General features: G+C 60.0%; 22 protein-coding genes. 14 read left to right on the forward strand and 8 right to left on the reverse strand.

What is annotated here, in order from left to right; all coding sequences use genetic code 11:
* Positions 1-12: 12 nt before the first annotated feature.
* The 9 genes from BLR69_RS03720 (at position 13) to BLR69_RS03755 (ending at position 9,064) form a co-directional block, all read left to right on the forward strand.
* On the forward strand, positions 13-1,023 hold the full coding sequence (locus BLR69_RS03720; RefSeq protein ID WP_071496108.1) for a Gfo/Idh/MocA family protein: 1,011 nt from the start codon (positions 13-15) through the stop codon (positions 1,021-1,023).
* Positions 1,024-1,161: 138 nt separating this feature from the next.
* Positions 1,162-2,190: a Gfo/Idh/MocA family protein gene (locus BLR69_RS03725; RefSeq protein ID WP_071496107.1), complete on the forward strand. Its 1,029-nt coding sequence runs from the start codon at positions 1,162-1,164 to the stop codon at positions 2,188-2,190.
* 127 nt (positions 2,191-2,317) lie between these two features.
* Positions 2,318-2,494, forward strand: a complete 177-nt coding sequence (locus BLR69_RS30870; RefSeq protein ID WP_163033238.1) for a hypothetical protein — start codon at positions 2,318-2,320, stop codon at positions 2,492-2,494.
* A gap of 48 nt (positions 2,495-2,542) precedes the next feature.
* Positions 2,543-3,472, forward strand: a complete 930-nt coding sequence (locus BLR69_RS03730; protein WP_071496106.1) for a sugar ABC transporter substrate-binding protein — start codon at positions 2,543-2,545, stop codon at positions 3,470-3,472.
* A gap of 65 nt (positions 3,473-3,537) precedes the next feature.
* On the forward strand, positions 3,538-5,091 hold the full coding sequence (locus tag BLR69_RS03735; protein ID WP_071496105.1) for a sugar ABC transporter ATP-binding protein: 1,554 nt from the start codon (positions 3,538-3,540) through the stop codon (positions 5,089-5,091).
* Between the two features lie 26 nt (positions 5,092-5,117).
* Positions 5,118-6,140, forward strand: a complete 1,023-nt coding sequence (locus tag BLR69_RS03740; RefSeq protein WP_016975559.1) for an ABC transporter permease — start codon at positions 5,118-5,120, stop codon at positions 6,138-6,140.
* A 423-nt stretch (positions 6,141-6,563) separates the two neighbouring features.
* The gene (locus BLR69_RS03745; protein ID WP_003191666.1) at positions 6,564-6,968 is read left to right on the forward strand and encodes a TraR/DksA family transcriptional regulator; all 405 of its coding nucleotides are present in this window, start codon (positions 6,564-6,566) and stop codon (positions 6,966-6,968) included.
* Positions 6,969-7,513: 545 nt separating this feature from the next.
* The gene (locus BLR69_RS03750; RefSeq protein ID WP_408003530.1) at positions 7,514-8,746 is read left to right on the forward strand and encodes a methyl-accepting chemotaxis protein; all 1,233 of its coding nucleotides are present in this window, start codon (positions 7,514-7,516) and stop codon (positions 8,744-8,746) included.
* A 114-nt stretch (positions 8,747-8,860) separates the two neighbouring features.
* Complete coding sequence (locus tag BLR69_RS03755) at positions 8,861-9,064, forward strand: hypothetical protein (protein ID WP_034104418.1); 204 nt, start codon at positions 8,861-8,863, stop codon at positions 9,062-9,064.
* 7 nt (positions 9,065-9,071) lie between these two features.
* Here BLR69_RS03755 and BLR69_RS03760 read toward each other — a convergent pair whose 3' ends face one another.
* From BLR69_RS03760 to BLR69_RS31050, 3 genes are all read right to left on the reverse strand, one after another.
* Positions 9,072-9,308, reverse strand: a complete 237-nt coding sequence (locus BLR69_RS03760; protein ID WP_071496103.1) for a DUF2789 domain-containing protein — start codon at positions 9,306-9,308, stop codon at positions 9,072-9,074.
* A gap of 68 nt (positions 9,309-9,376) precedes the next feature.
* The gene (locus BLR69_RS03765; protein ID WP_071496102.1) at positions 9,377-9,607 is read right to left on the reverse strand and encodes a hypothetical protein; all 231 of its coding nucleotides are present in this window, start codon (positions 9,605-9,607) and stop codon (positions 9,377-9,379) included.
* Positions 9,608-9,717: 110 nt separating this feature from the next.
* Positions 9,718-10,143 (reverse strand): hypothetical protein, encoded by a 426-nt coding sequence (locus tag BLR69_RS31050; protein ID WP_232000951.1) that lies wholly within the window; start codon positions 10,141-10,143, stop codon positions 9,718-9,720.
* A 267-nt stretch (positions 10,144-10,410) separates the two neighbouring features.
* Here BLR69_RS31050 and BLR69_RS03775 point away from each other — a divergent pair, with 267 nt between their 5' ends.
* The gene (locus BLR69_RS03775) at positions 10,411-10,860 is read left to right on the forward strand and encodes a hypothetical protein (RefSeq protein ID WP_050554011.1); all 450 of its coding nucleotides are present in this window, start codon (positions 10,411-10,413) and stop codon (positions 10,858-10,860) included.
* A gap of 133 nt (positions 10,861-10,993) precedes the next feature.
* Entirely contained in the window at positions 10,994-12,010 is a 1,017-nt protein-coding gene (locus BLR69_RS03780; protein ID WP_071496101.1) for an ABC transporter substrate-binding protein, read from the forward strand.
* A 138-nt stretch (positions 12,011-12,148) separates the two neighbouring features.
* Here the strand turns inward: BLR69_RS03780 and BLR69_RS03785 are convergent, their stop codons facing one another.
* Both BLR69_RS03785 and BLR69_RS03790 read right to left on the reverse strand, forming a co-directional pair.
* Positions 12,149-14,275, reverse strand: a complete 2,127-nt coding sequence (locus BLR69_RS03785; RefSeq protein ID WP_071496100.1) for a TonB-dependent receptor — start codon at positions 14,273-14,275, stop codon at positions 12,149-12,151.
* 95 nt (positions 14,276-14,370) lie between these two features.
* On the reverse strand, positions 14,371-14,760 hold the full coding sequence (locus BLR69_RS03790) for a DUF2946 domain-containing protein (protein WP_071496099.1): 390 nt from the start codon (positions 14,758-14,760) through the stop codon (positions 14,371-14,373).
* A gap of 93 nt (positions 14,761-14,853) precedes the next feature.
* On the opposite strand from BLR69_RS03790, the gene BLR69_RS03795 reads away from it, so the two are divergent.
* On the forward strand, positions 14,854-15,291 hold the full coding sequence (locus tag BLR69_RS03795; RefSeq protein WP_058425721.1) for a DUF3995 domain-containing protein: 438 nt from the start codon (positions 14,854-14,856) through the stop codon (positions 15,289-15,291).
* Positions 15,292-15,328: 37 nt separating this feature from the next.
* Here BLR69_RS03795 and BLR69_RS31460 read toward each other — a convergent pair whose 3' ends face one another.
* Together BLR69_RS31460 and BLR69_RS03805 are read right to left on the reverse strand one after the other, a co-directional pair.
* Positions 15,329-15,739 (reverse strand): DUF6896 domain-containing protein, encoded by a 411-nt coding sequence (locus tag BLR69_RS31460; RefSeq protein WP_071490046.1) that lies wholly within the window; start codon positions 15,737-15,739, stop codon positions 15,329-15,331.
* Positions 15,736-20,361: an RHS repeat-associated core domain-containing protein gene (locus BLR69_RS03805; protein WP_083365767.1), complete on the reverse strand. Its 4,626-nt coding sequence runs from the start codon at positions 20,359-20,361 to the stop codon at positions 15,736-15,738. Before BLR69_RS03805 ends, BLR69_RS31460 begins: the two co-directional genes overlap by 4 nt.
* A 253-nt stretch (positions 20,362-20,614) precedes the next feature.
* On the opposite strand from BLR69_RS03805, the gene BLR69_RS03810 reads away from it, so the two are divergent.
* Together BLR69_RS03810 and BLR69_RS03815 are read left to right on the forward strand one after the other, a co-directional pair.
* The gene (locus BLR69_RS03810; RefSeq protein WP_071496097.1) at positions 20,615-23,116 is read left to right on the forward strand and encodes a TonB-dependent siderophore receptor; all 2,502 of its coding nucleotides are present in this window, start codon (positions 20,615-20,617) and stop codon (positions 23,114-23,116) included.
* Between the two features lie 80 nt (positions 23,117-23,196).
* A complete protein-coding gene (locus BLR69_RS03815) occupies positions 23,197-23,526 on the forward strand; it encodes a hypothetical protein (protein WP_071496098.1) in 330 nt (109 codons plus the stop codon).
* A gap of 4 nt (positions 23,527-23,530) precedes the next feature.
* Here the strand turns inward: BLR69_RS03815 and BLR69_RS03820 are convergent, their stop codons facing one another.
* The gene (locus BLR69_RS03820) at positions 23,531-24,430 is read right to left on the reverse strand and encodes a LysR family transcriptional regulator (protein WP_071496096.1); all 900 of its coding nucleotides are present in this window, start codon (positions 24,428-24,430) and stop codon (positions 23,531-23,533) included.
* Between the last annotated feature and the right edge of the window lie 34 nt (positions 24,431-24,464).

Raw genomic sequence — 24,464 nt, forward strand, 5'->3', positions numbered from 1 at the left:
AGGAGTGTTTGTATGTCTTTGAAGCTAGGTGTCATCGGTACAGGCGCTATCGGCCGGGACCATATCCGTCGTTGCAGCCAGACCTTGCTCAACAGCCAGGTGGTGGCGGTGACTGACATCAACCTGGAGCAGGCCGCCAAGGTCGTCGCCGATTTGAAGCTGGACGCCGAGGTGTACGCCGACGGCCATGCGTTGATCAACTCGCCGCAGGTCGAGGCCGTGCTGGTGACGTCCTGGGGACCGAGCCACGAAGAGTTTGTGCTCGCCGCCATCGCCGCCGGCAAACCGGTGTTCTGCGAAAAACCCCTGGCGGTCACCGCCGAGGGCTGCCGCAAGATCGTCGACGCCGAAGTGGCCTACGGCAAGCGCCTGGTGCAGGTCGGCTTCATGCGCCCGTACGACGAAGGCTATCGCGCACTCAAGGCTGTGATCGACAGCGGCCAGATCGGCGAGCCGCTGATGCTGCATTGCGCGCACCGCAACCCCACGGTGGGCGAGAACTACAAGACCGACATGGCGATCACCGACACCTTGATCCACGAGCTGGATGTGTTGCGTTGGCTGCTCAACGACGACTACGTGTCGGTGCAGGTGGTGTTCCCGCGCCAATCCAGCAAGGCCCTGGCCCACCTGCGTGACCCGCAGATCGTGCTGCTGGAAACCGCCAAGGGCACGCGCATCGATGTGGAAGTGTTTGTGAACTGCCAGTACGGCTACGACATCCAGTGCGAAGTGGTGGGGGAGACCGGTATCGCCAAGCTGCCGGAGCCTTCCCAGGTGCAGATGCGCAGTGGCGCGAAGCTGTCCAACGCGATCCTGATGGATTGGAAGGATCGGTTTATTGGCGCGTATGACGTGGAGTTGCAGGCGTTCATCGACAGTGTGCGCGCCGGGCAGGTCGGTGGGCCGTCGGCGTGGGATGGCTTTGCCGCGGCGGTGGCGGCGGATGCGTGTATTGAAGCGCAGGGCAGTGAGCAGATTGTGAAGGTGAGCTTGCCGGATCGCCCACGTTTCTACGGCTAATACTCGGGCAATGTGGGAGGGGGCTTGCCCCCGATGGCGGTGGATCAGATAGATATTTATTGACTGACACACTGTAATCGGGGGCAAGCCCCCTCCCACATTTGAATCGGGTTTTCACTTCAAGCAAGGAGTGTAGGTATGCGAATCGGACTAGTCGGCTACGGCCACGGAGGGCGCTTCTTTCATGCGCCGCTGATTGCAACATTGGCCGGTGCCACATTTGTCGGCGTGGTCACCCGGTCTGCGGAACGCCGCCAACAACTGGCAACCGACCACCCAGGCCTCAAGGCCTTCGACTCCATCGGTCAGATTGTCGAAGCCGGCGTCGATGCCTTGGTCATCTCCACCACCCTCAAGGGCCGCCCCGCGCTGGTGCTGGAGGCCATCGAACACGGCGTAGCCGTGGTCAGCGACAAACCCTTCGCCGCCAACGCCGAGCAGGCCCAGGCGCTGATCACCGCCGCCGAACGCCAGGGCTCGCTGCTCAGCGTCTACCAGAACCGGCGCTGGGACTCGGACTACCTGACCCTGCGCAAGCTGATCGACGCAGGCGCCCTGGGCACAATCACCCGTTTCGAATCCCGCGTGGAACGCTACAGCCCGCAAGCCGTGGGCAACGCCAGCGGTGGCGGCTGGTTGCGCGACCTGGGCAGCCACCTGGTCGATCAGGCCCTGCAACTGTTCGGCCCGGTAGACCGAGTGTTCGCCCAACTGCACTACACCGCCGAACACCCCACGGTGGACCACGGTTTTTTTGTCTCCCTGACCCATGCCAACGGTGTGATCTCGCACCTGTGGGGCAATGCCCTGCAAAACAGCCAGGCGCCACGCTTTCGTGTGAGCGGCACCTCCGGGTGCTACACCGTCGAAGGCCTGGACGGCCAGGAAGAGGCCTTGATGGCTGGCAAGTCGCCGAAAACCGAAGGCGAGCATTGGGGGGCGCAAGAGCACCGACGCTGGGGCTGGTTCGAACAAGGCCCGGAACGCGAGCGGGTGCCGTCGGAGAAGGGCTGCTGGACGCAGTTCTATCGGCAGTTGCAAATGGCTGTGCAAGGGCAGGGACCGCTGCCGGTGGACGCCTATGATGCGCTGGAAACCACCCGTATATTGGACGCCGCACGCCTGAGCGCCGAGCGTCAGCAGGTGGTTTCAACAAAAATAGAATAAAATTCTAAAACAGGTTGATATGGAAATTATTTTCCAATAAAGTCTTTTCCAGGTTGCATAAAGTACGTTCGGACTCGATCCGTACGACTCAACAAAAACAAGATCAAAAACAACCAGGTACCGTCAGATGAAAATCTTCAACGCTGTACTGCGAGTTTTACGCCCTGCCCACACGCCACGCGGTCTGCCCCGCGCCCGGCCGTTCTACTTCTCCTTCCTTAATGTGCTGTGCGTCGAAAACCAGGGCGCGCTGGTCTGCTGTATTCCCGGCGCACCGGTCGTGCGGCTGCCTGCCGAGCTCTGATAAACGCAACGTCCAAAAAACCAACAAGAAAGTGGAGACAGACCGTTCATGAAGACCCCGATCCGTTTTACCGCGCTGGCCTTGTCCATGCTGCTCGCCAGCGGTGTTGCCGCGGCTGCCGATCTGAAGATAGGCGTGAGTATGTCCGCCTTCGATGACACCTTCCTCACCTACCTGCGCGAAGACATGGACAAGCAAGCCAAGTCCTACCCCAAGGGAGACGGCGTGCAGTTGCAGTTCGAAGATGCGCGTGCCGATGTGGTCAAGCAGTTGAGCCAGGTCGAGAACTTTATCAGCCAGAAAGTCGACGCGATCATCGTCAACCCGGTGGATACCGCCTCGACAGCCAACATCATCAAGGCTGCCACCGCGGCGAAAATCCCGTTGGTGTTCGTCAACCGCCGCCCCGACAGCCCGACCCTGGCGCCGGGCGTCGCGGCGGTGACCTCCGACGACGTCGAGGCCGGCAAGCTGCAGATGCAGTACATCGCCGAAAAACTCGGCGGCAAGGGCAACATCGTGATCCTGCTGGGCGACCTGGCGAACAACTCCACCACCAACCGCACCAAGGGGGTCAAGGAAGTCCTGACCAAATACCCGGGCATCAAGATCGAACAGGAACAGACCGGGATCTGGTTGCGTGACAAGGGCATGACCCTGGTCAACGACTGGCTGACCCAGGGCCGTGAGTTCAACGCGGTGTTGGCCAACAACGATGAAATGGCCATCGGCGCGTCCATGGCGCTGAAGTCGGCGGGCAGGAAGGGCGTGTTGATCGCCGGTGTCGACGGCACGCCAGACGGCTTGAACGCGATCACCAAGGGTGACATGACCGTGTCGGCCTTCCAGGATGCCAAGGGTCAGGCGGACAAGTCGGTAGAGACCGCGCGCAAGATGGCCAAGAACGAGCCCATCGAGCAGAACGTGGTGATCCCTTTCCAGCTGATCACCCCGGACAACGTCAAAGACTTCAAGTAGTCCCTACATAACAACAATAAGCCGGCAGGGCGGTCGTGCCCGCCTTGCCGATGGAGTACCTCCCTATGCTCGCTCAAGCCGCTGTCTCGCAGCCTCCCGGTATCCAGCCGCTGCCGCTGGACGAACCCTACCTGCTGGAAATCGTCAACATCAGCAAAGGCTTTCCCGGCGTCGTGGCCCTGGCCGACGTGCAATTGCGCGTTCGCCCTGGCACGGTGCTGGCGCTGATGGGCGAGAACGGTGCGGGCAAGTCGACGCTGATGAAAATCATCGCTGGCATCTACCAGCCCGATGCAGGCGAGATTCGTCTGCGTGGCAAGCCGATTGTGTTTGAAACCCCCCTGGCGGCCCAGAAGGCCGGGATCGCGATGATCCACCAGGAACTCAACCTGATGCCGCACATGAGCATCGCCGAGAACATCTGGATTGGCCGCGAGCAGCTCAACAGCCTGCACATGGTCAACCACCGCGAAATGCATCGCTGCACCGCCGAGTTGCTGGCGCGCCTGCGTATCAACCTGGACCCCGAGGAACACGTGGGCAACCTGAGCATCGCGGAGCGGCAGATGGTCGAGATTGCCAAGGCCGTGTCCTACGACTCCGACATCCTGATCATGGATGAACCGACCTCGGCCATTACCGAGAAGGAAGTGGCCCATCTGTTTTCGATCATTGCCGACCTCAAGTCCCAGGGCAAAGGCATCGTCTACATCACGCACAAAATGAACGAAGTGTTCGCCATCGCCGATGAAGTGGCGGTGTTCCGCGACGGCCAGTACATCGGCCTGCAGCGCGCCGAGAGCATGAACAGCGACAGCCTGATCTCGATGATGGTCGGCCGTGAGCTGAGCCAGCTGTTCCCGGTGCGCGAGACGCCCATCGGCGATCTGCTGCTGTCGGTGCGCGACCTGAGCCTGGACGGTGTGTTCAAGGACGTGTCCTTCGACCTGCATGCCGGCGAGATCCTCGGCATCGCCGGGTTGATGGGCTCGGGCCGCACCAACGTGGCCGAAACCATTTTCGGCATCACCCCCAGCAGCAGTGGCCAGATCACCCTGGATGGCAAGGCGGTACGCATTACCGACCCGCACATGGCCATCGAGAAAGGCTTCGCCCTGTTGACCGAGGACCGCAAGCTCAGTGGCCTGTTCCCGTGCCTGTCGGTGCTGGAAAACATGGAGATGGCGGTACTGCCGCACTACACCGGCAACGGCTTTATCCAGCAGAAAGCCCTGCGGGCGCTGTGCGAAGACATGTGCAAGAAGCTGCGGGTGAAAACCCCCTCCCTTGAGCAGTGCATCGATACCTTGTCCGGCGGTAACCAGCAGAAGGCCTTGCTCGCACGCTGGCTGATGACCAACCCGCGCCTGCTGATCCTCGATGAACCGACCCGGGGCATCGACGTGGGTGCCAAGGCCGAGATCTACCGCCTGATCTCGTTCCTGGCCAGTGAAGGCATGGCGGTGATCATGATTTCCTCCGAGTTGCCTGAAGTGCTGGGCATGAGCGACCGGGTCATGGTGATGCACGAGGGCGAATTGATGGGCACCCTGGACCGCAGCGATGCAACCCAGGAAAAAGTCATGCAGTTGGCCTCCGGGATGACCGCAGTCCACTGATGTACAGAATAAAAAGGTGATGGGCTATGAACGCAATAACGGATAACAAACCTGCGACGGTGCCAACCAAAAGTCGCCGACGCATGCCCACCGAGCTGAGCATCTTCCTGGTGCTGATCGGCATTGGCCTGGTGTTTGAATTGTTCGGCTGGATCGTGCGCGACCAGAGCTTCCTGATGAACTCCCAGCGCCTGGTGCTGATGATCCTGCAAGTGTCGATCATCGGCTTGCTGGCAATCGGTGTGACCCAGGTGATCATTACCACGGGGATCGACCTGTCTTCAGGCTCGGTGCTGGCGCTGTCGGCGATGATTGCCGCCAGTTTGGCGCAGACTTCCGACTTTTCCCGGGCGGTGTTCCCCAGCCTGACCGACTTGCCGGTGTGGATTCCGGTGGCGATGGGGCTGGGCGTGGGGCTGTTGGCGGGGGCGATCAACGGCAGCATCATTGCTGTCACCGGCATTCCGCCGTTCATTGCCACCCTGGGCATGATGGTTTCGGCCCGTGGCCTGGCGCGTTACTACACCGAAGGCCAGCCGGTGAGCATGCTCTCGGACTCGTACACGGCCATCGGCCATGGCGCGATGCCGGTGATCATCTTCCTGGTGGTGGCGGTGATCTTCCACATCGCCCTGCGCTACACCAAGTACGGCAAGTACACCTACGCCATCGGCGGCAACATGCAGGCGGCGCGCACCTCGGGGATCAACGTCAAGCGGCATCTGATCATTGTCTATAGCATCGCCGGTTTGCTCGCAGGCCTGGCCGGCGTAGTGGCGTCGGCACGTGCCGCGACCGGGCAGGCGGGCATGGGCATGTCCTATGAACTGGATGCGATTGCCGCTGCGGTCATCGGCGGTACCAGCCTGGCGGGCGGGGTAGGGCGCATTACCGGCACAGTGATCGGCGCGCTGATCCTCGGGGTGATGGCCAGCGGGTTTACCTTTGTCGGGGTGGATGCGTATATCCAGGACATCATCAAGGGCCTGATCATTGTGGTAGCCGTGGTCATCGACCAATACCGCAACAAGCGTAAGCTCAAGCGCTGATTCAATACCCTGTCGAACACGGGATAAAATGTGGGAGCGGGCCTGCTCGCGAAAGCGGTGTATCAGTCAAAGATGTGTTGACTGGCAGACGGCATTCGCGAGCAAGCCCGCTCCCACATGGGGTCTATCGCTGACCTGTGCTAACCGTTTGTCTTCTATATAGCTCCACAACACTGAATTTCTTGCTATAAACGCACTCCGATAACCATTCGCCAAGCCCGTCCTGGTGCCTTTTGGGGTTATCCGGGAAAAAATGCCTGTCATTTCAGTTGCTGCGCCCTCAAGTCGGCCTTAGACTGCCGCCCCTCGTAAATTGAGTGCCGGGTGGCGCTTGAAATGGACGGCGCCTTTCTGGGACCTGCAGAGGCCTTCCGGAACGCTCCCTTATTCGCCTTAATGCACGTATTTTTTATAGAGAAATCAATGACAAAGGAAAAGTTGCTGGCCATGCCGGCGGATGACTACATGAATGCCGAACAGCACGCTTTTTTCGAGAAGTTGCTGCAAGACATGAAAGTGGAACACCACGAGCGCATTGAACAGAACCGTATCGCCATTGAAAGCCTGGATACCCCGGCCGACCCGGCCGACGCCGCTTCCGTGGAAGAAGAGCGTACCTGGCTGGTCAACGCCATCGACCGCGACCAGCGCATGCTGCCGCAGCTTGAGCGCGCGTTGGAGCGTATCAAGGAAGATTCCTTTGGCTGGTGTGATGACAGCGGTGAGCCTATCGGCCTCAAGCGCCTACTGATCAGCCCCACCACCAAGTACTGCATCGAAGCGCAAGAGCGCCACGAGCAGATCGACAAGCACCAGCGCCAAGCCTGATGCGGTGAAGCTGGGGGACCGCCACGCGGTTCCCCAGGGCAAGACCCGTTACGCCCTGTCTATTGATCTGCTGCAAGCTACCCCACTAAAGGCCCATGGATAATGGCCCGATAGTGGCGTTTAATGCAGCGACAATAATGACAAGCAGTGGGGTAACGAAGATGGCTGGAGACGGATCTCTGATGGGCGCAGCTGTGTCACCGCAACCGGTGGTACGCGGGCTGCCCGGCTGGCTCACGCCGTTGTTGCAGAGCACCGCCCTGGTGCTGGTACTGCTGGGCCTCGTGTTTGCCAACTTGCCGCTCTACCTTTGCCTGCCACTGGCCGTGCTGGTGATCTGGCTGCCTCGCCTGAAAAATCGTACGCCGGTTATTGCGCCTTCCGACACCGCCGATGCCATTGGCGAGTTGACCCGCGACCTGTCCTATACCACCAGCCATAACGCACTCTCCGCCGCCGGCGTGGCCTATTCGGTCAAGCAACTGGCGGCGCGCCTGCAGTCGCAGTTGAGTGCGGCCAAGCAGATCGTCAGCAGTGCCGAAGTGATGATCGGCACTGAGAAGGTGACGTCCCAGCTCAGCCGTGAGGCATTGAGCGCCGCGAGCCAGGCCCATCAGCGCAGCACCGAAGGCCGTGAAGTGCTGGCCCAGTCGATCAGCCGCATGCACCAGCTCAGCCAGCGTGCGAATGCCAGCCGTGAGCTGATCGAAGCCTTGAGCCAGCGCAGTGAGGAAATCCAGCGCGTGACCCTGGTGATCCAATCCATCGCCAGCCAGACCAACCTGCTGGCGCTGAACGCAGCGATTGAAGCGGCGCGGGCCGGTGAACATGGTCGCGGGTTTGCCGTGGTGGCGGATGAAGTGCGCGGGCTGGCCGGGCGTACTGCCACGGCCACCGATGAAGTCGGTGTGATGGTGGCGGATATCCAGCAACGCACTGCCCAGGTGGTGGAGCAGATTCGCCAGCTCTCGGCGGACCTGCACACCGGTGTCGAGCAGGTGGAACACGCGGGCGAACAGCTGCAAAATATCGCCAGCCTGGCGGCGGATGTGGAAGGCCAGGTCAATGAAATTGCCCAGGGCACCGACACCAACCGCACCCAGCTCGATAGCCTGTTCCATGCCGTGGAACAGATGCGCAGCGACCTCGCCGTCAGCGATCAGCAAACCCGCCAACTGGCCGACGCGGCCGTGCAGATGGAAGGCCAGGCCGAAACCATCAGTGAGCGCCTGGCGGAAGTCGGCCTGGATGACTACCACCAGCGCATCTATGACCTGGCCCGCGAAGGGGCGAGTCGGATCGCTGCGCAATTCGAGGCCGATGTGCAGCAGAACCGCATCAGCCTGGATGACCTGTTCGACCGCAGCTACACACCGATCGCCAACACCCGCCCGAGCAAATACCACACCCGCTTCGACGGCTACACCGACCAAGTGTTGCCGGCGATCCAGGAGGCGCTGTTGCCGCGTCACGAAGGGCTGGTGTTCGCCATTGCCTGTACGCCCCAGGGCTATGTGCCGACGCACAACAAGGCATTTTCCCAGGCCCTGACCGGCGATGCGCAGGTGGACGCCGTGCAGAACCGTACCAAGCGCAAGTTCGACGACCGTACCGGAATCCGCTGCGGCAGCCATCAGCAGGCGGTGTTGTTGCAAACCTATACCCGCGACACCGGTGAGCTGATGCACGATCTGTCGGTGCCGATCATGGTCAAGGGCCGGCACTGGGGCGGTTTGCGCCTGGGTTACAAGCCCGAGGCCGCGAAAGGCGGGCGTTAGGATTATTGCGGTTTATGCAATGAAGCTATTCCGGAGACAGCTTTTTCCAACGGGAGGAAAACCGTAGCATGGCGAACATTGTTAGCCAGCTAACTAATGCTGCGGAGAAGCTCCATGCAAAACAAAGTCGATGTGGCCGTGATGATTGGCAGTGGCGTACCCCCAACCCTGCGTGCGCTGGGCCAGAAGGCTTGCTGGGTGGTGTTGCTCAACGGTGAGCAGCGCGGCACGGCGTTCGCCAGTCGCGATGAGGCGGAGGAATGCAGGGCTGCCTGGCAGGCGCTGTTGCGGCTGGAGCAGTCAGACAGCCTGCATTGACGGCTGCTTAGTGCGGTTGATGCAGGCGTTGGTTCAGCTCATCCACCGCAATCGCCCATTCGGCGTCGTCACGCAGTTCTTCCTTGAGAAAGCTGGCCTGTTGTGCGGACCAGAACGGCGCATCGATCAGTTTCACATCTTCGGGCAGAGGATGGGCGACGATAAACGCGTCGATGGCCTCCGGGGTTGAATCCAGGCCCAATTGTTCAAACAGGGTTTCGAGGGTGGGAATTGGCGCGTCCATTTCGTTCTCCATGCAGGGTGGTCGTTATGCATGGGAGGGTTGTAGCGCAGCGGAGTTCTATCGAATGTTCAGGAATTCAAGGCCCCGGCATCCACAGCCGTCTTTAACGCCTTGGCGGCCTCTTTTGCAGCGGCGGCGGCTGCGTCGACGGTTTTGAACCAGCGGTCTTTTTCCACTTGGTGCGTGGTCACAGTGGTCAGCGGTGGCTTGGCCCGCATCACGATCACTGCTTGAAACTCACCGTCTACTTCCCTTGCGTCGCCATGGATGAAAAATTCGCCGATATCAAATTCCGTCACGTAGAGCCTTCCCTTGGAGATAACTGCACTGGAGAAACCTGGCCCGTGGGGCGCAAACTTCAGTGGACGGGCCAGTATGGCAGTTGTCGCGGGTCGGCGGCGCAGTAAAGTTACCGGGCGGACGAAACGATTGCGCCGTGGGGGGCGTGCAACATCGCTTCCAGTTTTCTGGCCAGTTCACAGGCCTTGACATGGTCGCTGCGAAAGCCTTTGATGCGGCCACTGAGCACTTCGCGCACGTGGAAGAAGTTCCGGCCTGCAGGTACGACTTGGTAAAGAACCGCAGCCGGGTACCCCTCGAAGCCGTTGAAGCGGTAGTATTGAGCCTCGTCCTGAAAGGATGAACGGGTTTGCGAAGACATAGCGCTGTAGGGTGATCGTTGCATGGCCTGCTCCTTTTCGATCTGGCGGGATGACTGGATTGCAGCGTTTTGAGTGGTCTTGATCCATGCTGCTGTTTTAGTATTGTCGTCAGCGGTGTGCGTCCGGTTCCATGACAGCGTGTTTATTTGTGTATGCATGTCGGAAAACTGCATTTTTAATCGGGTTATTCTCTGAAGTTGGTCGACCCGTATTCTCGGGCCGTTGAACCTGTGATCTCCTGTGGCGCCTGATGACCTTGCATAAGGCCCATCGCGCATGTCTGTACTAGTCTTTTGGTTCGACAGCAGGATTTTCTTCAGTTTTTTAAAAGAATGAGTTGTGTGATCGTGCCGTGATGGCCGTTTTTTTGTGCTGCTCGCTCTGGCGGACAGCACTCTTTTCCATGTGGGGGCGTTTCCTTGGCAGTCAGTAATCTGGATATGCACGCGTTATTCGTGCTGGGTGATTTGCGCGCAAAGTTGGTCAAACAGTTCCAATCCCGTTTTGTTTACATTACCGAGCAGACGCCGGAAGGCATCTACATCGCCGAAATCGATACCGAGGCGGCGATGGTGGTGGATGACAAACCGCGCCTTGAGCTCAAGGTCGGCGACCATTTCCGCGCGGCGGTGTTGCCCAGCCGTGAGGGCGGCAAGTTCGAATTGAAGTTTCGCGACATCAAGTTGACGGTCTATGGCCTGGGCGACTACGCCTTTGTGTCATCGGCCGAAGGCCAGGGCATCGTGTTCAAGGAAGGCCACAGCGTGATGCTGGTGTTCGCCGCCAACGAGCAACTGCAGGAAGGCCTGACCAAAACCCTGAAGGCCGTGACCGGCAAGGCCGCCAAATGGCGCAAGGGCGAACTGGTTACCTTCAAGGCCAGTGAATAATCAGCAAAAACCGCGAACACCCGTTATCTCCCGGAACCTCTACTACAGTTGAGTTGACTTAACTATTCAGAGGCTTCGCGCATACGCAGCAAAGCCGTCCGCCATTGGCTGCGATATCGCGAGGTGCGAAGGCATGAAAGGATTGAGAACGCTGTTGGCTGCGTCCCTGACGACCCTGGGGCTGTCAGTGGCCACGTTGCCGGTAAGCGCCGCCGAGGCGCCGGTACATTTTGCCGACCTGAACTGGGAAAGCGGCAGCCTGATCACCGAAGTGCTGCGGGTGATTGTCGAGAAGGGCTACGACCTGCCCACCGATACCTTGCCCGGCACCACCATCACCCTGGAAACCGCCCTGGCGAAGAACGACATCCAGGTGATCGGCGAAGAGTGGGCCGGCCGCAGCCCGGTGTGGGTCAAGGCCGAGGCCGAAGGCAAAGTGGTGGGCCTGGGTGACACGGTCAAGGGTGCGACCGAAGGCTGGTGGGTGCCGGAATACGTGGTCAAGGGCGACCCCGCCAAAGGTATCAAACCCCTGGCGCCGGACCTCAAGAGCGTGAAGGACCTGGCACGCTACAAGGACGTGTTCAAGGACCCGGAATCCCCAGGCAAGGGGCGCTTTCTCAACAGCCCCATCGGCTGGACCTCGGAAGTGGTCAACAAACAGAAGCTCAAGGCCTACGGCCTGGATGACAGCTACGTGAACTTCCGCAGTGGTTCGGGCGCGGCACTGGATGCCGAGATCGCCTCGTCGATCCGCCGCGGCAAGCCGGTGCTGTTCTATTACTGGTCGCCGACGCCGCTGATGGGGCGTTACAAGTTGATCCAGCTGGAAGAGCCGCCGTTTGATGCAGAGGCATGGAAGACCCTGACCGATGCTGATAACCCGGATCCGAAGCCGACCCGGTCATTGGCGTCGAAGTTGAGTATCGGGGTGTCGACGCCGTTCCAGAAAGAGCATCCGCAGGTTGCGCAGTTTTTCGAGAAGGTCGAGTTTCCGATTGAGCCGTTGAACAAGGCGTTGGCGACCATGAGTGAGAACCATACGGCGCCACGGGAGGTCGCCCAGGTGTTTCTCAAGGAGCATCCCGAGGTGTGGAAGGCTTGGTTGACTGAGGATGTGGCGCAGAAGGTCGAGGCGAGCCTGAAATAACCACGGATCTTTCAGTTCAATGCAAATCAAGTGTGGGAGGGGGCTTGCTCCCGATTGCAGCGTGTCAGTCACAGCATGGTTGACTGATTCACCGCTATCGGGAGCAAGCCCCCTCCCACATTTAGTTGCATTCCAGGATTAGAACCGGGTCTGTACCGCCAACTCAAAGGTTCGTGGTGAGCCCAAGTAATACGCCGGCGACACATGGGCAAACTCGGCATACACCTCATTCGTCAAGTTGCGCACACGGCCCGTCACCGAGGTGTGTGAATCCACCTTATAGCGCAGGAACGTCCCGAACAGCGTGTAGGCCGGCACTGTCTGGGTGTTGGCGTTGTCCGCATACACCTCGGCTACATATCGCGCGTCCACGCCCCCTTGCCAGTCCTCGGCAAAATCATAGGTCAGCCACAGATTCCCCACGCGCTTGGGCACGTTGGTTGGCGTGTTGCCCTTGCGCGACACCACGGCGCCACTGGCGATTTTCTCGTTGAAGTCATCGTATTCGGCATCCACCCAGGCGAAATTGCCTTCCGCCAGCAACTTTGGCGTGATGCGCAGCGAGCTGGCCAATTCGATCCCCTTGGATGACTGTGCACCGACCGGAATGCTATTGGTGGGATCCTGCGGGTCGGTGACGGCAAAGTCCTTGCGCTCGATCTTGTACGCGGCAACGGTGGCCGAACCACGGCCGTCCAGGTAGTCGAACTTGCTGCCCACTTCCCACTGCTTGCCCGTCGAGACATCAAACACCTGCGTGGTGGTGTTCGGTTGCTCGGCGGCGGTGCTGTATTGCACATACACATTGGCCGTTGGGATGAACTGGTAGGTCAGGCCCACGCGTCCGGTCACCGGCTCCCAGCTGCGTTTGAAGTGGCGGGGGTTGGTGGCGGTTATTGCGCGATGATTGGTGACGTCCAGGTCGATGGCGTCATAACGCAGGCCGGTCAACAGCGACAATTTGTCGGTAAGACCCAGGCGATTCTCCACGAACAATGCCTTGGTGGTGACTGCGTTGGTCTTGTCCTTGCCGAAGCTTTCCCGGGTCCGCGGGAGGTCAAAGAAGTGTCCGGGGTCGAAGTTGTTCGGGTCTACCGTGCCGTTGCCGGGTACGTTCCACGGTGTATTGGTGGTGCTGTTGACCTTGTACTCGAAGCCGCCGGACCAGGTGGTTGACAGGCCGAAGAGGCTATCGTCGTGGCGCAGCTCGAACTGGTTGCCGTTCTGTTCGCCTTGATGGCGAACCTGGTAGGCCGTCGAACGGTTTACCGCCGTGTTGTTCGCGTTGTACTGATAGGTTTCAAGGTTGCGGTAATCGCGTTGGCTGTCCAAGTGGTAAAGGGTGTTTTTCAGGGTGGTGCTGTCGTTGAGGCGGTAGTCGATGATCGAGCGCGCCCAGAGGGTGCGCTGTTCGTAGCGCCCGTCGGCGACGTTGTAGTTGTTGAAGCGGTTGTGTTTGTCGATCTTCAACTCGCCGGCCTTGGGGTTGAGCACCGGCGTGCCCCAGTAGGGGCTGTCTTCATGCTCATCCTGGTATTCCAGCGCCAGGGTGTGGGACAGGTTGGGCGTGAGGTCGCTGAGCAGCGAAAACGCCAGGCTCCAGGCGTCGCGCTGGTCTCGGTCGATGTAGCTGTGGTTGGTGTTGCGGCTCACATCCAGGCGGGCGTAATGCTGCACCTCGGCGCCAGGTTCGGTCAGGGCATGGTTGACGCCGAAGGCCATGCCGGCGGTGTCGTAGCTGCCGTAGGTGAGCTGGCCTTCGGCGGCTTGTTCCTCGCGGGTGGCCAGCTTGGTCACGTAGTTGAGTGAGCCGCCCACGGAGCCTGCGCCGTTGATCAGCGAGGAGGGGCCACCCACCAGCTCCACCCGGTCATAGATCCACGCATCCACGGGGCGGGCCAGACCAGTGGCGACATTGATGCCGTTGAACATCTGGGTGATCTGGCTGCTGGTAAAACCGCGATAGGAAACAAACCCGCCAAACCCCGGCGGGGCGCTGGCGTTGACGCCGGGCAAGGTGTTGGCCGCATCGCGGAAGGTCTTGGCGCCATGGCGCTCGATGTCATTGCGATTGGCGATGGCTACCGACGCCGGGGTTTCCCGCACACTCAAGCCCAACCGTGACGCCACGCCGCTGGATTGATCCAGGGCCAGGCCGGGTTCGGCGGTTTGCTCGCCATCGATGGTGGTCGGGGCCAGCTCAAGGGCCCAGCCGCAGACAGGCAGGCAGCCGAACAGGCCTGCCAACAGGGGTAGATGTTTCATGGTTGAATCCTGAAAAACTTGGCTTGAAAACAACGCACAGGCGCCCGTACTTCCTTGCGGAAACGGTACTCAGTGCAGATCGGAAAGCGAAGGCATCAGGCGAAGGCAGGCGGCGCGCGCGGATTAGCTGCAGGCCAGGTGAAGCGGGCAGGGATGTCGGCAGCCAGGACAATGGCAGGCGGTGGTGCATGGGGCTGAGGCAACACCGCCACATTCAGGCTGGAACTCAGCGCCGGGCCCATTCCACCGGTGGAACACAGCGGGCAACCAAACGCCTTGGACAGCGTAGGCAAATTCTCTTCAGTGGAGTTGGACGGCTGTGGCGCCTGGGTACGCGGGTCCACTGTACAAAACTGACCGCCGATGCCATTGAGCTGCATCCCGACCATCTGCCCATGCCCGATACTGCAGGCGAACACATTGAACAGGACGCAGCAGTAGAGCATCCAGGCAATGAGCGAGCGGTCGGCACGGGCAAGTTTCATGGGGCGGCACTTTACCATCAGCCGCCGACGAAATGCCTGCAAAAAATCTCAGGGCGACTATCCTGTTTCGCACCTTTTCAGGGAGAGCCAGCCATGAGCTTCGTTGTCGCACGATGGATTGTCGGGGTTTTTACCTGCATCAGCATGGTCCACCTGTACTGGGCGGCCGGCGGCAAACTCGGCTTCCAGGCCGCCATTCCCCAACTGCCCGGCGAATTTGCCAACGGACCCAGACCTGCATTCAAGCCCTCGGCACTGGGCACGTTCCTGGTCGCGATGGGGTTGGTGGCCATTGCACTGCTGGTGTGCCTGCGCGCCGGGTTGTACTTCTCGGCGGTATCCCATGGGGCGTTGCAGTGGGGCATCAGCGCGATTGCCGTACTGATGTTTGCCCGGGCGATTGGGGATTCGGAGTTGGTGGGGTTCTTCAAGAAGGTCGGTGGGTCGAGGTTTGCGAGGTGGGATACGTATTTTTATTCGCCGTTGTGTCTGGTGTTGGGGGTGGGGTTGTTGGTGGTGGCGTGGGGGTGAGAGGTGGAGGGCCTGATCATTGGATCAGGCCATGCAATCAAGGCTGTATGAAGTACAAGTTGGACATGGATCCAGAGATTTTCTGAGCTTTGCCCTTTTTCAGGTACTCGCTGAAATCACGCTCAAGCGAGTCTTTATTGGTATATTTCTTGTATCTGCATGGAACCTCGCACGCGTACATATATAGTCTCCACGGGTCGAATCCATCGACTCTTTCATTCGGGCCGTAATCAAAGTCGACACAGAGTTCAGATAGATAAACGCTGCATCCAATGCCATGCAACTCGTAGGTTACGCCGTCGGTGACAAATCCTCGTCGCGGAATTTTTTTGGAGTGCCACAGCCTGAGAATGTTCTTGGTTCCAAAAGTTTGTTCAAGCAAGTCAGTCGCTATTTTTACTTGCGTCAAATACTCGGCTATCAAATTTTCCAGGGTCTGATTTTTCATCGTCTTGGCCTATCCAATCTATCGAGCCCAACCGCATTTGATGCTTCTATCACTTCTTCAATGCTGTTGAACGTGGTTTTGTGGCTATATATATCGGTGATTAACTTTAAGGTGACTGGCGTATGTGTTTGTCTTGCTGCCGAGGCACGATGATGCCCGTCAACAATATAGCGCCGTTCGTTGTGTTCGAGTATTTCAATGGGTTCGTTGATTTTGTACCCATCGCTTCGCATGCTGAGAGCAATTCTCTCAACCCGTTTGGTTGAGCGTTTGCCCTCGATGGTGTGTGTTCGAATCAAGGTTTCCGCATTAACTCCGTGGATGAGGGGAGGCGATTGAACTCCATCGTCCACATGTGCTTTTTGGGTTGGATCGTCCGCGCCTGGGATTGTCTGTAGTTTGCAGCTGTCCTCCCCGGGACAGGCACTCAGTCCTAAAGGGTCCACCCATCCCGTCGGATTGGGCACGTACTGGTAAGCATTGATCCCACCCGCCAGCTTCACCGGATCAGGCGTCAGGTAACGACCAACATCCGGATTGTAGTAGCGATGGCGGTTGTAGTGCAGCTCGCTTTCCCGATCGAAATACTGACCCTGGAAACGCAGCGGATTGTCGACTTTTCCGATGTCGAGGCGGGTGATTTCCCCGTAGGCACGGTAATGCGCCGACCAGACGATTTCGCCATCCGGGGCGGTGAGTTCTTGCGGGGTGCCCAAGTGGTCGAGCTGGTAGTGGTAGGCCTTGGTTTCCTTGGGGCCGAAGCCTTCCAGCAAGGCTAGCGGATGGAAGCTGTCGGGCTCATAGAGATAGCTGCGATGCCGATCCGCGTGGTGTTCGGCGATGAGTTTGTCGCCTTGCCAGAAGAACTCGGTGGTGATGCCGTCGACGGTTTTACTGATACGCCGCCCAAACGGGTCGTAGCGGTAGCTGGCGGTCTGGCCGTTGGGTTTTTTAATACCGATCAGGCGGTGCTGGCAGTCGTAGCGGTATTCGGTGACGAGTTGATGGCCTTTGCCGCGTCGTTCGCGAATCAGGTTGCCGAAGGCGTCGTAGTCGTAATGATGGTCGCCCTGGATCATCAGGCGGTTGCCGGCGACGATGTCGGGGCCGGGGCGGTTGTGCATCAGTAGGTTGCCGGCGGGGTCGTGGCCGAAGCGTTCTTGCTCGCCTTGGGTGTGATCGGCGCGGGTGAGGCGGCTGAGTGGGTCGTAGTGGTAGCGGTGTTCGCCTTTGCGGGTGTCGAGCAGGCGGGTGAGGTTGCCGGATTTGTCGTAGTCGTAGTGGCGTCGGTAGACCGGGCCTTCGGCATCAACGATGCTCTGGTTGAACAGGCGTCCCTGGTGGTCGTGTTGGTAGTGGCTTAGCAGTTGGCCTTGTTGGCGTTGCTGTTCGCGGCCGGCCTTGAACAGGTGTGAGGTGAGTACCGAGCCATTCAGTTCGACGGTGGCGAGGTGACCGCCTTTGTCGTGATTGAAGGTGAGGCGGTTGTTGTCTGGCAGGCGCAGGTTTTGCAGCTGGCCGCAGGCGTCGTAGCCGTAGCGCAGGGTGCCCCAGCCTTGGTGTTCGGCGGTGAGGCGGTTTTGGCTGTCGTACTCGTAGGCCAGGGACCAGTGGCCGTCTTCGACGCCTAAGAGATTGCCTTGGCGGTCGTAGGTGTAATCGACGGTATTGCCATCGGGTAGGGTTTTTCTGACGAGGCGTCCGGCGTAATCGCGCTCGTAGCGGGTAACCAACTGACTGCCGTCATCGCCGTGTTCGGTCTTTTCCCGAAGGTTGCCGTTGAGGTCGTACACGTACGCCGTGCGCTGACCGTCAAAGCCGGTTTCCTGCTGGATCAGGCCGTTGTTGTGGTACTGGAGTCGGTAGGTCTCGCCAACTTCGTTTTCGATTTCAGTCAGCAGTAACCGCGCGTTGTCGTAGCGGTAGTTGACCTGTGTACCATCGGCATTGATGCGGCGGCTGATCAGGTGCAGGCCGTCGGCGTATTCGTAGCGGGTGACGTGCCCGAGTTCATCGCGTTCGGCGGTGATTTTTCCGTAGGGGTTGTAGCTGTATTCCCTGAACTCGCCGCCTGGCAGCACAACGCGAGTCAACCGACCCACGCTGTCCCACTGATACTGGGTCAGCCCGCCGTGTTCATCTTCCCGCGCAATCTGCCGCCCGAGATCGTCATAGCGATAACGCTTGATCCCACCATTGTGCAACTGCTCCTCAAGCAACTGCCCACGCTCGTTCCACACCAGCCGCTGACAGCTGTGATCCGGGTACCAAACTCCAATCAGCTGCCCATATTTGTTGTAGGTGTAATCGGTAACGTGACCGTCAGGATCGATCTTGCGAATGACATCGCCCTGGTCATTGCGCTCATACTTCCAAACCGCCTGACCCCGCCTTACAACCCGTACGAACCCATTGTCATGTTCGTAGGTCTTCGGCTCATCGTCCCCCGGAAACACCGCCACCAAGCGCCCGGCTTCGTCGTACTGATACGCCGTGATCGCTCCTAGCGGATCCTGCTCAACCGTCAGCCGGCCTTTTTCATCGTAGGATTTGAAATGCTCGGCCCCGTCAGGATCGACCCGCTGCACCAGTCGCGCCCGCTGGTCATGCACGTAGACTTCCTGGCTACCATCGGCGTTAAACACCGTGACCTGGCCGTTGTCATCCCAGGCATAACGCGTGTCCATCTGCGAGAAGCTGGCCCAATGCCGCACACACCGCGCCGCCTTGCCAGACCGTTCCCACTCCCAGAAGAAACTCGCCCCACCGGCCAAACCGCGCTCAAGAATGACGTGCTGCTCGTCGTACCGATAAACCTCGCTTTCACCGACCGCATTGGTCGCTGAAACCAGTCGTCCCAGGTCGTCATAGGTGTAGGAAACAACGGTCTGCTCCGTCACCCAAACAAACGGACCCTCATCCAGAACGCGATGAATCTGGTAATCCACCGCCACAATCCGACCCGACGCATACCGCAAGAACAGCGAGCGCCCGACGCCGTTATCCACCCGCTCAACACGCCCCAGAAAATCCCGGGAAATGCGCAGGCGGTTGTCATACGCGTCGCTGATCGCTGTCAGCACACCGTCGCGGAAGTGGTAGAAACGTGACGCTTGGGCCAGCACCAGTTCATCAGGCACAGCACCCAAATAGATTGCGGCTTCGGCCAGACTGTTGGTGATCGCAGGTCGAGAGGCAGTCGGCAAGGGCAGGGTGGTCGACCGATTCTCATGATCGGTCCACACCACCGCATCACCCACAACCACCAGCCGATGCGCCAGCGCGTGACTCCAACCAAACCCCAGCCCGACATCCACTTCCACCGCACTGGTGCGATACAACCGGGTCCACTCAAACGGCAAGATCCCGTCCAGCGTCCCATCGGTGAGGGTCAGCAATTCCTCGCCGGTAACCATCGACACCGGGCAACCGTTAGTGGCGGTCTTGTCCGCAGGCGCCGCCGCATCCCCATTCGGGTTTCGAGCAGAAGCCGGCACATCATCCACATGTTCTTTCTGCTTCAGCACCGCGTTCTGCCGCGCCTTCCAGCGTATCTGCATCGTGCCTTGCTTGAGCCCGCCGACTACCCCGCGAACCGCCACCGCCTTGTAGCGATCCACCGCCTGCATGAACTTGGTCAGAATCGCCAACAGGCCCTTAACAAAACCCACCGCCGCCTCAAGAATCGCCGCTCCATACTTGACCAACCGCAAGCTCAGATACGCCACACCCGCCGCCGGCAAGGCGATGGTCAACACGGCGCCAATCACCAGGTCAATCAGCAGCGACACCACAAACCCTGCTGCTACCTCGGCCATCTCACCGGGGGGTAATGCGTCCAGCCAGAGCATTGCCGTACGTACCATCAGGTACAGCGCCGCCTCGTCACTGGCGAGCAACATCGCCTGTTCCATGACCTTCGGCGTGTCGGTGGCGATTTGCGCCAACCTGGCGGCCTGCTCACCCAACTGCTCAACGAACGCCAACGGGTCTTCAAGAATTGCCTGCACCAGCTTGATGCTGTCCCACACGTCGCGAATCGCCGCCCAACTGCCCGCCAATAAACCGCTGCCAATTGCACTGGCGGTCGAGCGCTCCCAATGCGGTTTAAAGCCAGACCACTGCTCCCGAAGCCACTGCTGCAGATCCCCCATCAACCCGTCGTAGGAGGCAAACAACGCGTCGACTTGCTCGCTGGAAACACCGCCCTGCACCCGCACCTGATAGCGCCCACCCGCCGCGCAGTGATGTGAGCCCTTACCCTGTTCATCCAGCATGATTACTCTGGAACTGCCGTCATCCAGGCCGATGACCTCAACCGGGATATTGCCGATTGGTACGTCATATACCGACTCGAACTTGCTCTCGATCTTCAGTTCACCGCCCATCGGGCAGCGGGTCACGGTCGAAAAGTCAGTGTCGGAAAGGCTCACCGAACGCTGCGAATCGCCAACCCGCAATACCCGGTCAATCCCCAGCAACGACGGCATGTCAGCCGCATGACTCAGCGAATCCAGCGCACGCGAATACCAGGCGTTCATCTGCTGGCGATAACTCACCAGGCTCTGATGAAAGCCGTCCAGTTCCATTTCGATCAGGGCAATGTGGGAAGCGTTGGTCATCCGTGACGTCTCGGCAAAGGGCAAGGCGTCGGAGCATGCCCCAGCAAAAAGCGGCTGGATGAACGGTTGGAAAATTCAGAAAGAGCCCACTACGCAGGGGAAAAAACCGCGAAAAGTCAGCCCAAAGTGCTACACGGAAAAGCGATAAACCTGATTGCAGAATTGCCCGCCAAATAAAAATCGCTCGCATCCTTGCCCGATTCCCCGACATGGCCGTCATGGTTAATAGAACCTCCCTTACGCAGGATTTCCCATGTCGCGCCTTGCTCCTCCCTTGCACCCACTGGCCCTGTCAGTGGCGATGGCTTTTGCCGCCGTACCGTTGCTGACCGTCCAGTCCTCCTATGCCGAAGAGAGCAGCAGCGCGTTGCGCCGTTTCTCGATCCCTGCCGGTGACCTGAGCCAGGCGCTCAACAACCTCGCCGAACAGGCGGGCCTGGTGCTGGCCTTCGATGCAGGCCTGACCCGGGGCAAACGCAGCAAGGGGTTGAGCGGGCAATACGACACTGACGTGGCACTGAGCCAATTGCTCGCCGGCAGCGGCCTGCAAGCCTTGAAGATTTCCGCCGACCGCTACCGCCTCGAAGCCATCCCGGATAACGGTGGGGCCATGGAACTGCAGGCCACCACCATCAGTGGCGCGTATCAGGCCGAAAGCCCGACCGGGCCGGTGGCCGGTTATGTGGCCACGCGCAGTTTGTCGGGGACCAAGACTGACACCGCGCTGATCGAAACCCCGCAGTCGATTTCCATCGTCACCAAAGACCAGATGCGTGCGCAAAACGCCGAGAGCCTCAACCAGATCCTGCGTTACAGCGCCGCCGTCATCCCGGAAACCCGTGGCGCCACTGCGTCGCGCCTTGACCAACTGACTATCCGCGGTTTCTCCCCGGCCACTTACCTCGATGGCCTGCGCATGCCGTCGAGCCGTGACGCGCTGCCGCAGAAAGACGCCTTTGACCTGGAACGCGTGGAAGTGCTGCGCGGCCCGGCGTCGGTGCTGTACGGCCAGGGCACGCCGAGCGGGGTGATCAACATGGTCAGCAAGCGCCCGTTGGATACGCCGTTTCATGAAGTCGGCGTGGAATACGGCACCTTCAACAAGAAGCGCACCACCTTCGACTTGAGCGGCCCGCTGGATGATCAGGGCGTGTATTCCTACCGCGTGGCCGGGCTTTTCGACGATGCCGATGGGCAAGTGGAACACACCGAGACGCGCCGTCAGTCATTGTCCAGCGCCTTTACCTGGCGCCCGGACGACACCACTTCGCTGACCCTGCTCGGGCATTTCCAGAAGGACCCCAAGGGTGCGTCCTATGGCTCGGTGCCGGCCTGGGGCTCGGTACTGCACAGCCCGACCGGGCGCAGCATCGATGTGGATTTCTACGATGGCGAGAAGAACTTCGAGAAAAGCGACCGCGAGTACTACTCCATCGGCTGGGCGTTCGAGCATCACTTCGATGACGTCTGGACCGTGCGCCAGAATGCACGTTACCTGCGCAGTGAAGGCCAGTACCGCAGCCTCTACAGCAACTACCTGATGGCGGATTACCGCACCATCCGCCGCTCGACCATCGCCAGCGATGTCGACCTGGATGCCTACACCCTCGACAATCAACTGCAGGCCAAATTCGACACCGGCCCGTTGCAGCACACTTTGTTGATGGGCCTCGACTACCAGAACACCAGCACCGACACCAAGTCCGGCTCCGGCGTGTACACCGCCGGCCCGACCCTGGATATTTTCAACCCGGTCTATGGCGCGGCTGTCCCGGTGCCGGCCTACACCACCGACGGCACTTCGCGCAGCGAACAGACCGGGGTGTACCTGCAAGAGCAGATGAAGTGGGATAAGTGGGTGCTGCTGCTGGGCGGTCGCTATGACTGGGCCAGCACCGATAACAGTACCCAGACCATCAGCACGGGGGCCAAGAGCAAGTCGTCCCTGGACAGCAAGGCGTTTACCGGTCGTATCGGCCTGGTCTACCTCTTCGACAATGGCCTTGCGCCGTATGCGAGTTATGCGGAGTCGTTCAACCCGCAATCGGGCACCGGCTACGGCGGTTCGGTGTTCAAGCCGACCGAAGGCAAGCAGTACGAAATCGGCATCAAGTACCAGCCGCCGGGCAGCAACAGCTTTATCACCGCGGCTATCTTCGACCTGCGTCAGACCAACGTGCTCACCACCGACCCGGACCCCACCCACCTGTGCGGCACCGGGCGCTGCCAGAGCCAGGACGGTGAAGTGCAATCCCGTGGCTTCGAGCTGGAAGGCAAGGCCAGCCTCAACGATAACCTCGACATCACAGCGGCCTACGCATACCTGGACAACCGCATCAGCAAATCCAACAACACTGTGCGCTATGCGCCCATCAGCGATATCGGCGTAGGCCCGGCCATCGCCGCCGAAGGCACCACCACCTACGGCGTGCCGCGCCACACCGCCTCGGCGTGGGCTGACTACACCTTCCACGACGGCCACCTCAAGGGCTTCGGCGCGGGTGCGGGCACGCGTTATGTCGGGTCTTCCTGGGGCGATACCGCCAACACCCTCAAGGTGCCGGGCTACACCTTGTTCGATGCGGCGGTGCACTACGACATCCCCAATATCACCAGCCTCAAGGACAACCTGCGCCTGGCGCTCAATGCCACCAACCTGGCGAATAAAGAGTATGTCGCGTCCTGCTACTCCTATTCGTGGTGCTGGTATGGCTCGCAGCGCACTGTGCAGGCGAGTGCAACCTACCAGTGGTGATAAGGCAATTTAATGGCCCCCTTGTAACCAAATCCTCGCCAGAATCGCTTTTATTTTCAGGTGGTTAGGTGAGGATGCAAATGCGCACTGTTGGAATCATGCTGATCGTCTGCTCCCTGGCCGGCTGCGCGGCTGCCGTGCAGGCACGGGAGCTGCGCGAGGGTGACAAGTATATGTGCAGTTGGGGCGCCGGCACCGCCGCCAGGGCCCAGGAGTTGAAACTGTCGGGGGTGTCGCTGTACGCGGCGCGGCAGAAGATCCAGAGCATGAAGTTCAACAAGTCCTGGATGCGCATGATGGCCATGGGCATCACCGAACAGACCTACGACAGCCGTTCGCGGCTCAAACCCGAGGCGATTCGCCAGGGTTTCTATCAGGATTGCGTGCGCTACAAGGTCGCACGCAAATAACCCCTCAGCGCGACAGTGGCGAGCTGGCGTCCTCCTGGAAATACATCTTCGCCGTTTCAATAAACCGTCGATTGGCCTGGGATAGGTACTCATTGGCGCGCCAGCACAGGTTGAAGTGCATGAACTGCGCCGGCTCGAACGACACGCCCACCAACCCGGGCTCCTGCTGCTGAACCGAGCGCAGCAGGGTGGACACGCCCATGCCGCTGCGGGTGGCGGTGATCACCAGCGGAACAAAGTTGCTTTCGAGGGCAATGTCGAAACGTACGCGGGCGTTGCTGCAAAAGGCCTCCAGCAGGTGGCGTTGCAGGAAGGTGTTGTCGAACACCAGCATCGGTTCGCCTTGCAGCTGTTGCGCCGGGATGGACGCGGCGCCCGCCAGCGGGTGCTGCTCGGCCATGCACAGCACCATCTCGTCACTGCCGAGCAACACCGACTCCCATCCCGGGTCCACCCGCCGCGACTCCAGCAACGCCACGTCGATATCCCGTGTGGCCAGGCGCTCGTTGATGTCGTCGGCGCTGCCTTCCACCACATGCATGGCAATGCCGGGGTACTGGGCACGGAACTGCATCAACAGTTCGGGAATATGCCGGATGCCATACATCGGCGGCACGCCGACGCGGATTTCGCCGCTGTGCAACTGCGTCAGGTCCTGCAGTTCACGTCGGGCACCGGCCAGGCCTTGCAGGCAGGCTTCGGCCCGCGCCAGGAACAGTTGGCCTTCGGCTGTCACGCTGATTTGCCGCGTGGCGCGGTTGAACAGGGCCACGCCCAATTCATCCTCCAGCCGACTCACTGCCATGCTCAGCGCCGGCTGTGCAACGTGCAACGCCTGGGCCGCCTTGGTGAAGCTGCCTTGGCGAGCGATCTCGACGCAATACTCCAGCGCTTTCAGGTTCATACGATCTCGCATAACAAAGGGTGATGGTTTGCTT

The sequence above is a fragment of the Pseudomonas azotoformans genome, assembly GCF_900103345.1.
Lineage (GTDB): Bacteria > Pseudomonadota > Gammaproteobacteria > Pseudomonadales > Pseudomonadaceae > Aquipseudomonas > Aquipseudomonas azotoformans.

What these genes read in the sequence shown, in the direction of transcription:
- BLR69_RS03720 (WP_071496108.1), top strand. Translation starts at nt 13, where the DNA reads ATGTCTTTGAAGCTAGGTGTCATCGGTACAGGCGCTATCGGCCGGGAC.
- BLR69_RS03725 (WP_071496107.1), top strand. Translation starts at nt 1,162, where the DNA reads ATGCGAATCGGACTAGTCGGCTACGGCCACGGAGGGCGCTTCTTTCAT.
- BLR69_RS30870 (WP_163033238.1), top strand. Translation starts at nt 2,318, where the DNA reads ATGAAAATCTTCAACGCTGTACTGCGAGTTTTACGCCCTGCCCACACG.
- BLR69_RS03730 (WP_071496106.1), top strand. Translation starts at nt 2,543, where the DNA reads ATGAAGACCCCGATCCGTTTTACCGCGCTGGCCTTGTCCATGCTGCTC.
- BLR69_RS03735 (WP_071496105.1), top strand. Translation starts at nt 3,538, where the DNA reads ATGCTCGCTCAAGCCGCTGTCTCGCAGCCTCCCGGTATCCAGCCGCTG.
- BLR69_RS03740 (WP_016975559.1), top strand. Translation starts at nt 5,118, where the DNA reads ATGAACGCAATAACGGATAACAAACCTGCGACGGTGCCAACCAAAAGT.
- BLR69_RS03745 (WP_003191666.1), top strand. Translation starts at nt 6,564, where the DNA reads ATGACAAAGGAAAAGTTGCTGGCCATGCCGGCGGATGACTACATGAAT.
- BLR69_RS03750 (WP_408003530.1), top strand. Translation starts at nt 7,514, where the DNA reads ATGATCGGCACTGAGAAGGTGACGTCCCAGCTCAGCCGTGAGGCATTG.
- BLR69_RS03755 (WP_034104418.1), top strand. Translation starts at nt 8,861, where the DNA reads ATGCAAAACAAAGTCGATGTGGCCGTGATGATTGGCAGTGGCGTACCC.
- BLR69_RS03760 (WP_071496103.1), bottom strand. Translation starts at nt 9,308, where the DNA reads ATGGACGCGCCAATTCCCACCCTCGAAACCCTGTTTGAACAATTGGGC.
- BLR69_RS31050 (WP_232000951.1), bottom strand. Translation starts at nt 10,143, where the DNA reads ATGCAGTTTTCCGACATGCATACACAAATAAACACGCTGTCATGGAAC.
- BLR69_RS03775 (WP_050554011.1), top strand. Translation starts at nt 10,411, where the DNA reads ATGCACGCGTTATTCGTGCTGGGTGATTTGCGCGCAAAGTTGGTCAAA.
- BLR69_RS03780 (WP_071496101.1), top strand. Translation starts at nt 10,994, where the DNA reads ATGAAAGGATTGAGAACGCTGTTGGCTGCGTCCCTGACGACCCTGGGG.
- BLR69_RS03785 (WP_071496100.1), bottom strand. Translation starts at nt 14,275, where the DNA reads ATGAAACATCTACCCCTGTTGGCAGGCCTGTTCGGCTGCCTGCCTGTC.
- BLR69_RS03790 (WP_071496099.1), bottom strand. Translation starts at nt 14,760, where the DNA reads ATGAAACTTGCCCGTGCCGACCGCTCGCTCATTGCCTGGATGCTCTAC.
- BLR69_RS03795 (WP_058425721.1), top strand. Translation starts at nt 14,854, where the DNA reads ATGAGCTTCGTTGTCGCACGATGGATTGTCGGGGTTTTTACCTGCATC.
- BLR69_RS31460 (WP_071490046.1), bottom strand. Translation starts at nt 15,739, where the DNA reads ATGAAAAATCAGACCCTGGAAAATTTGATAGCCGAGTATTTGACGCAA.
- BLR69_RS03805 (WP_083365767.1), bottom strand. Translation starts at nt 20,361, where the DNA reads ATGACCAACGCTTCCCACATTGCCCTGATCGAAATGGAACTGGACGGC.
- BLR69_RS03810 (WP_071496097.1), top strand. Translation starts at nt 20,615, where the DNA reads ATGTCGCGCCTTGCTCCTCCCTTGCACCCACTGGCCCTGTCAGTGGCG.
- BLR69_RS03815 (WP_071496098.1), top strand. Translation starts at nt 23,197, where the DNA reads ATGCGCACTGTTGGAATCATGCTGATCGTCTGCTCCCTGGCCGGCTGC.
- BLR69_RS03820 (WP_071496096.1), bottom strand. Translation starts at nt 24,430, where the DNA reads ATGAACCTGAAAGCGCTGGAGTATTGCGTCGAGATCGCTCGCCAAGGC.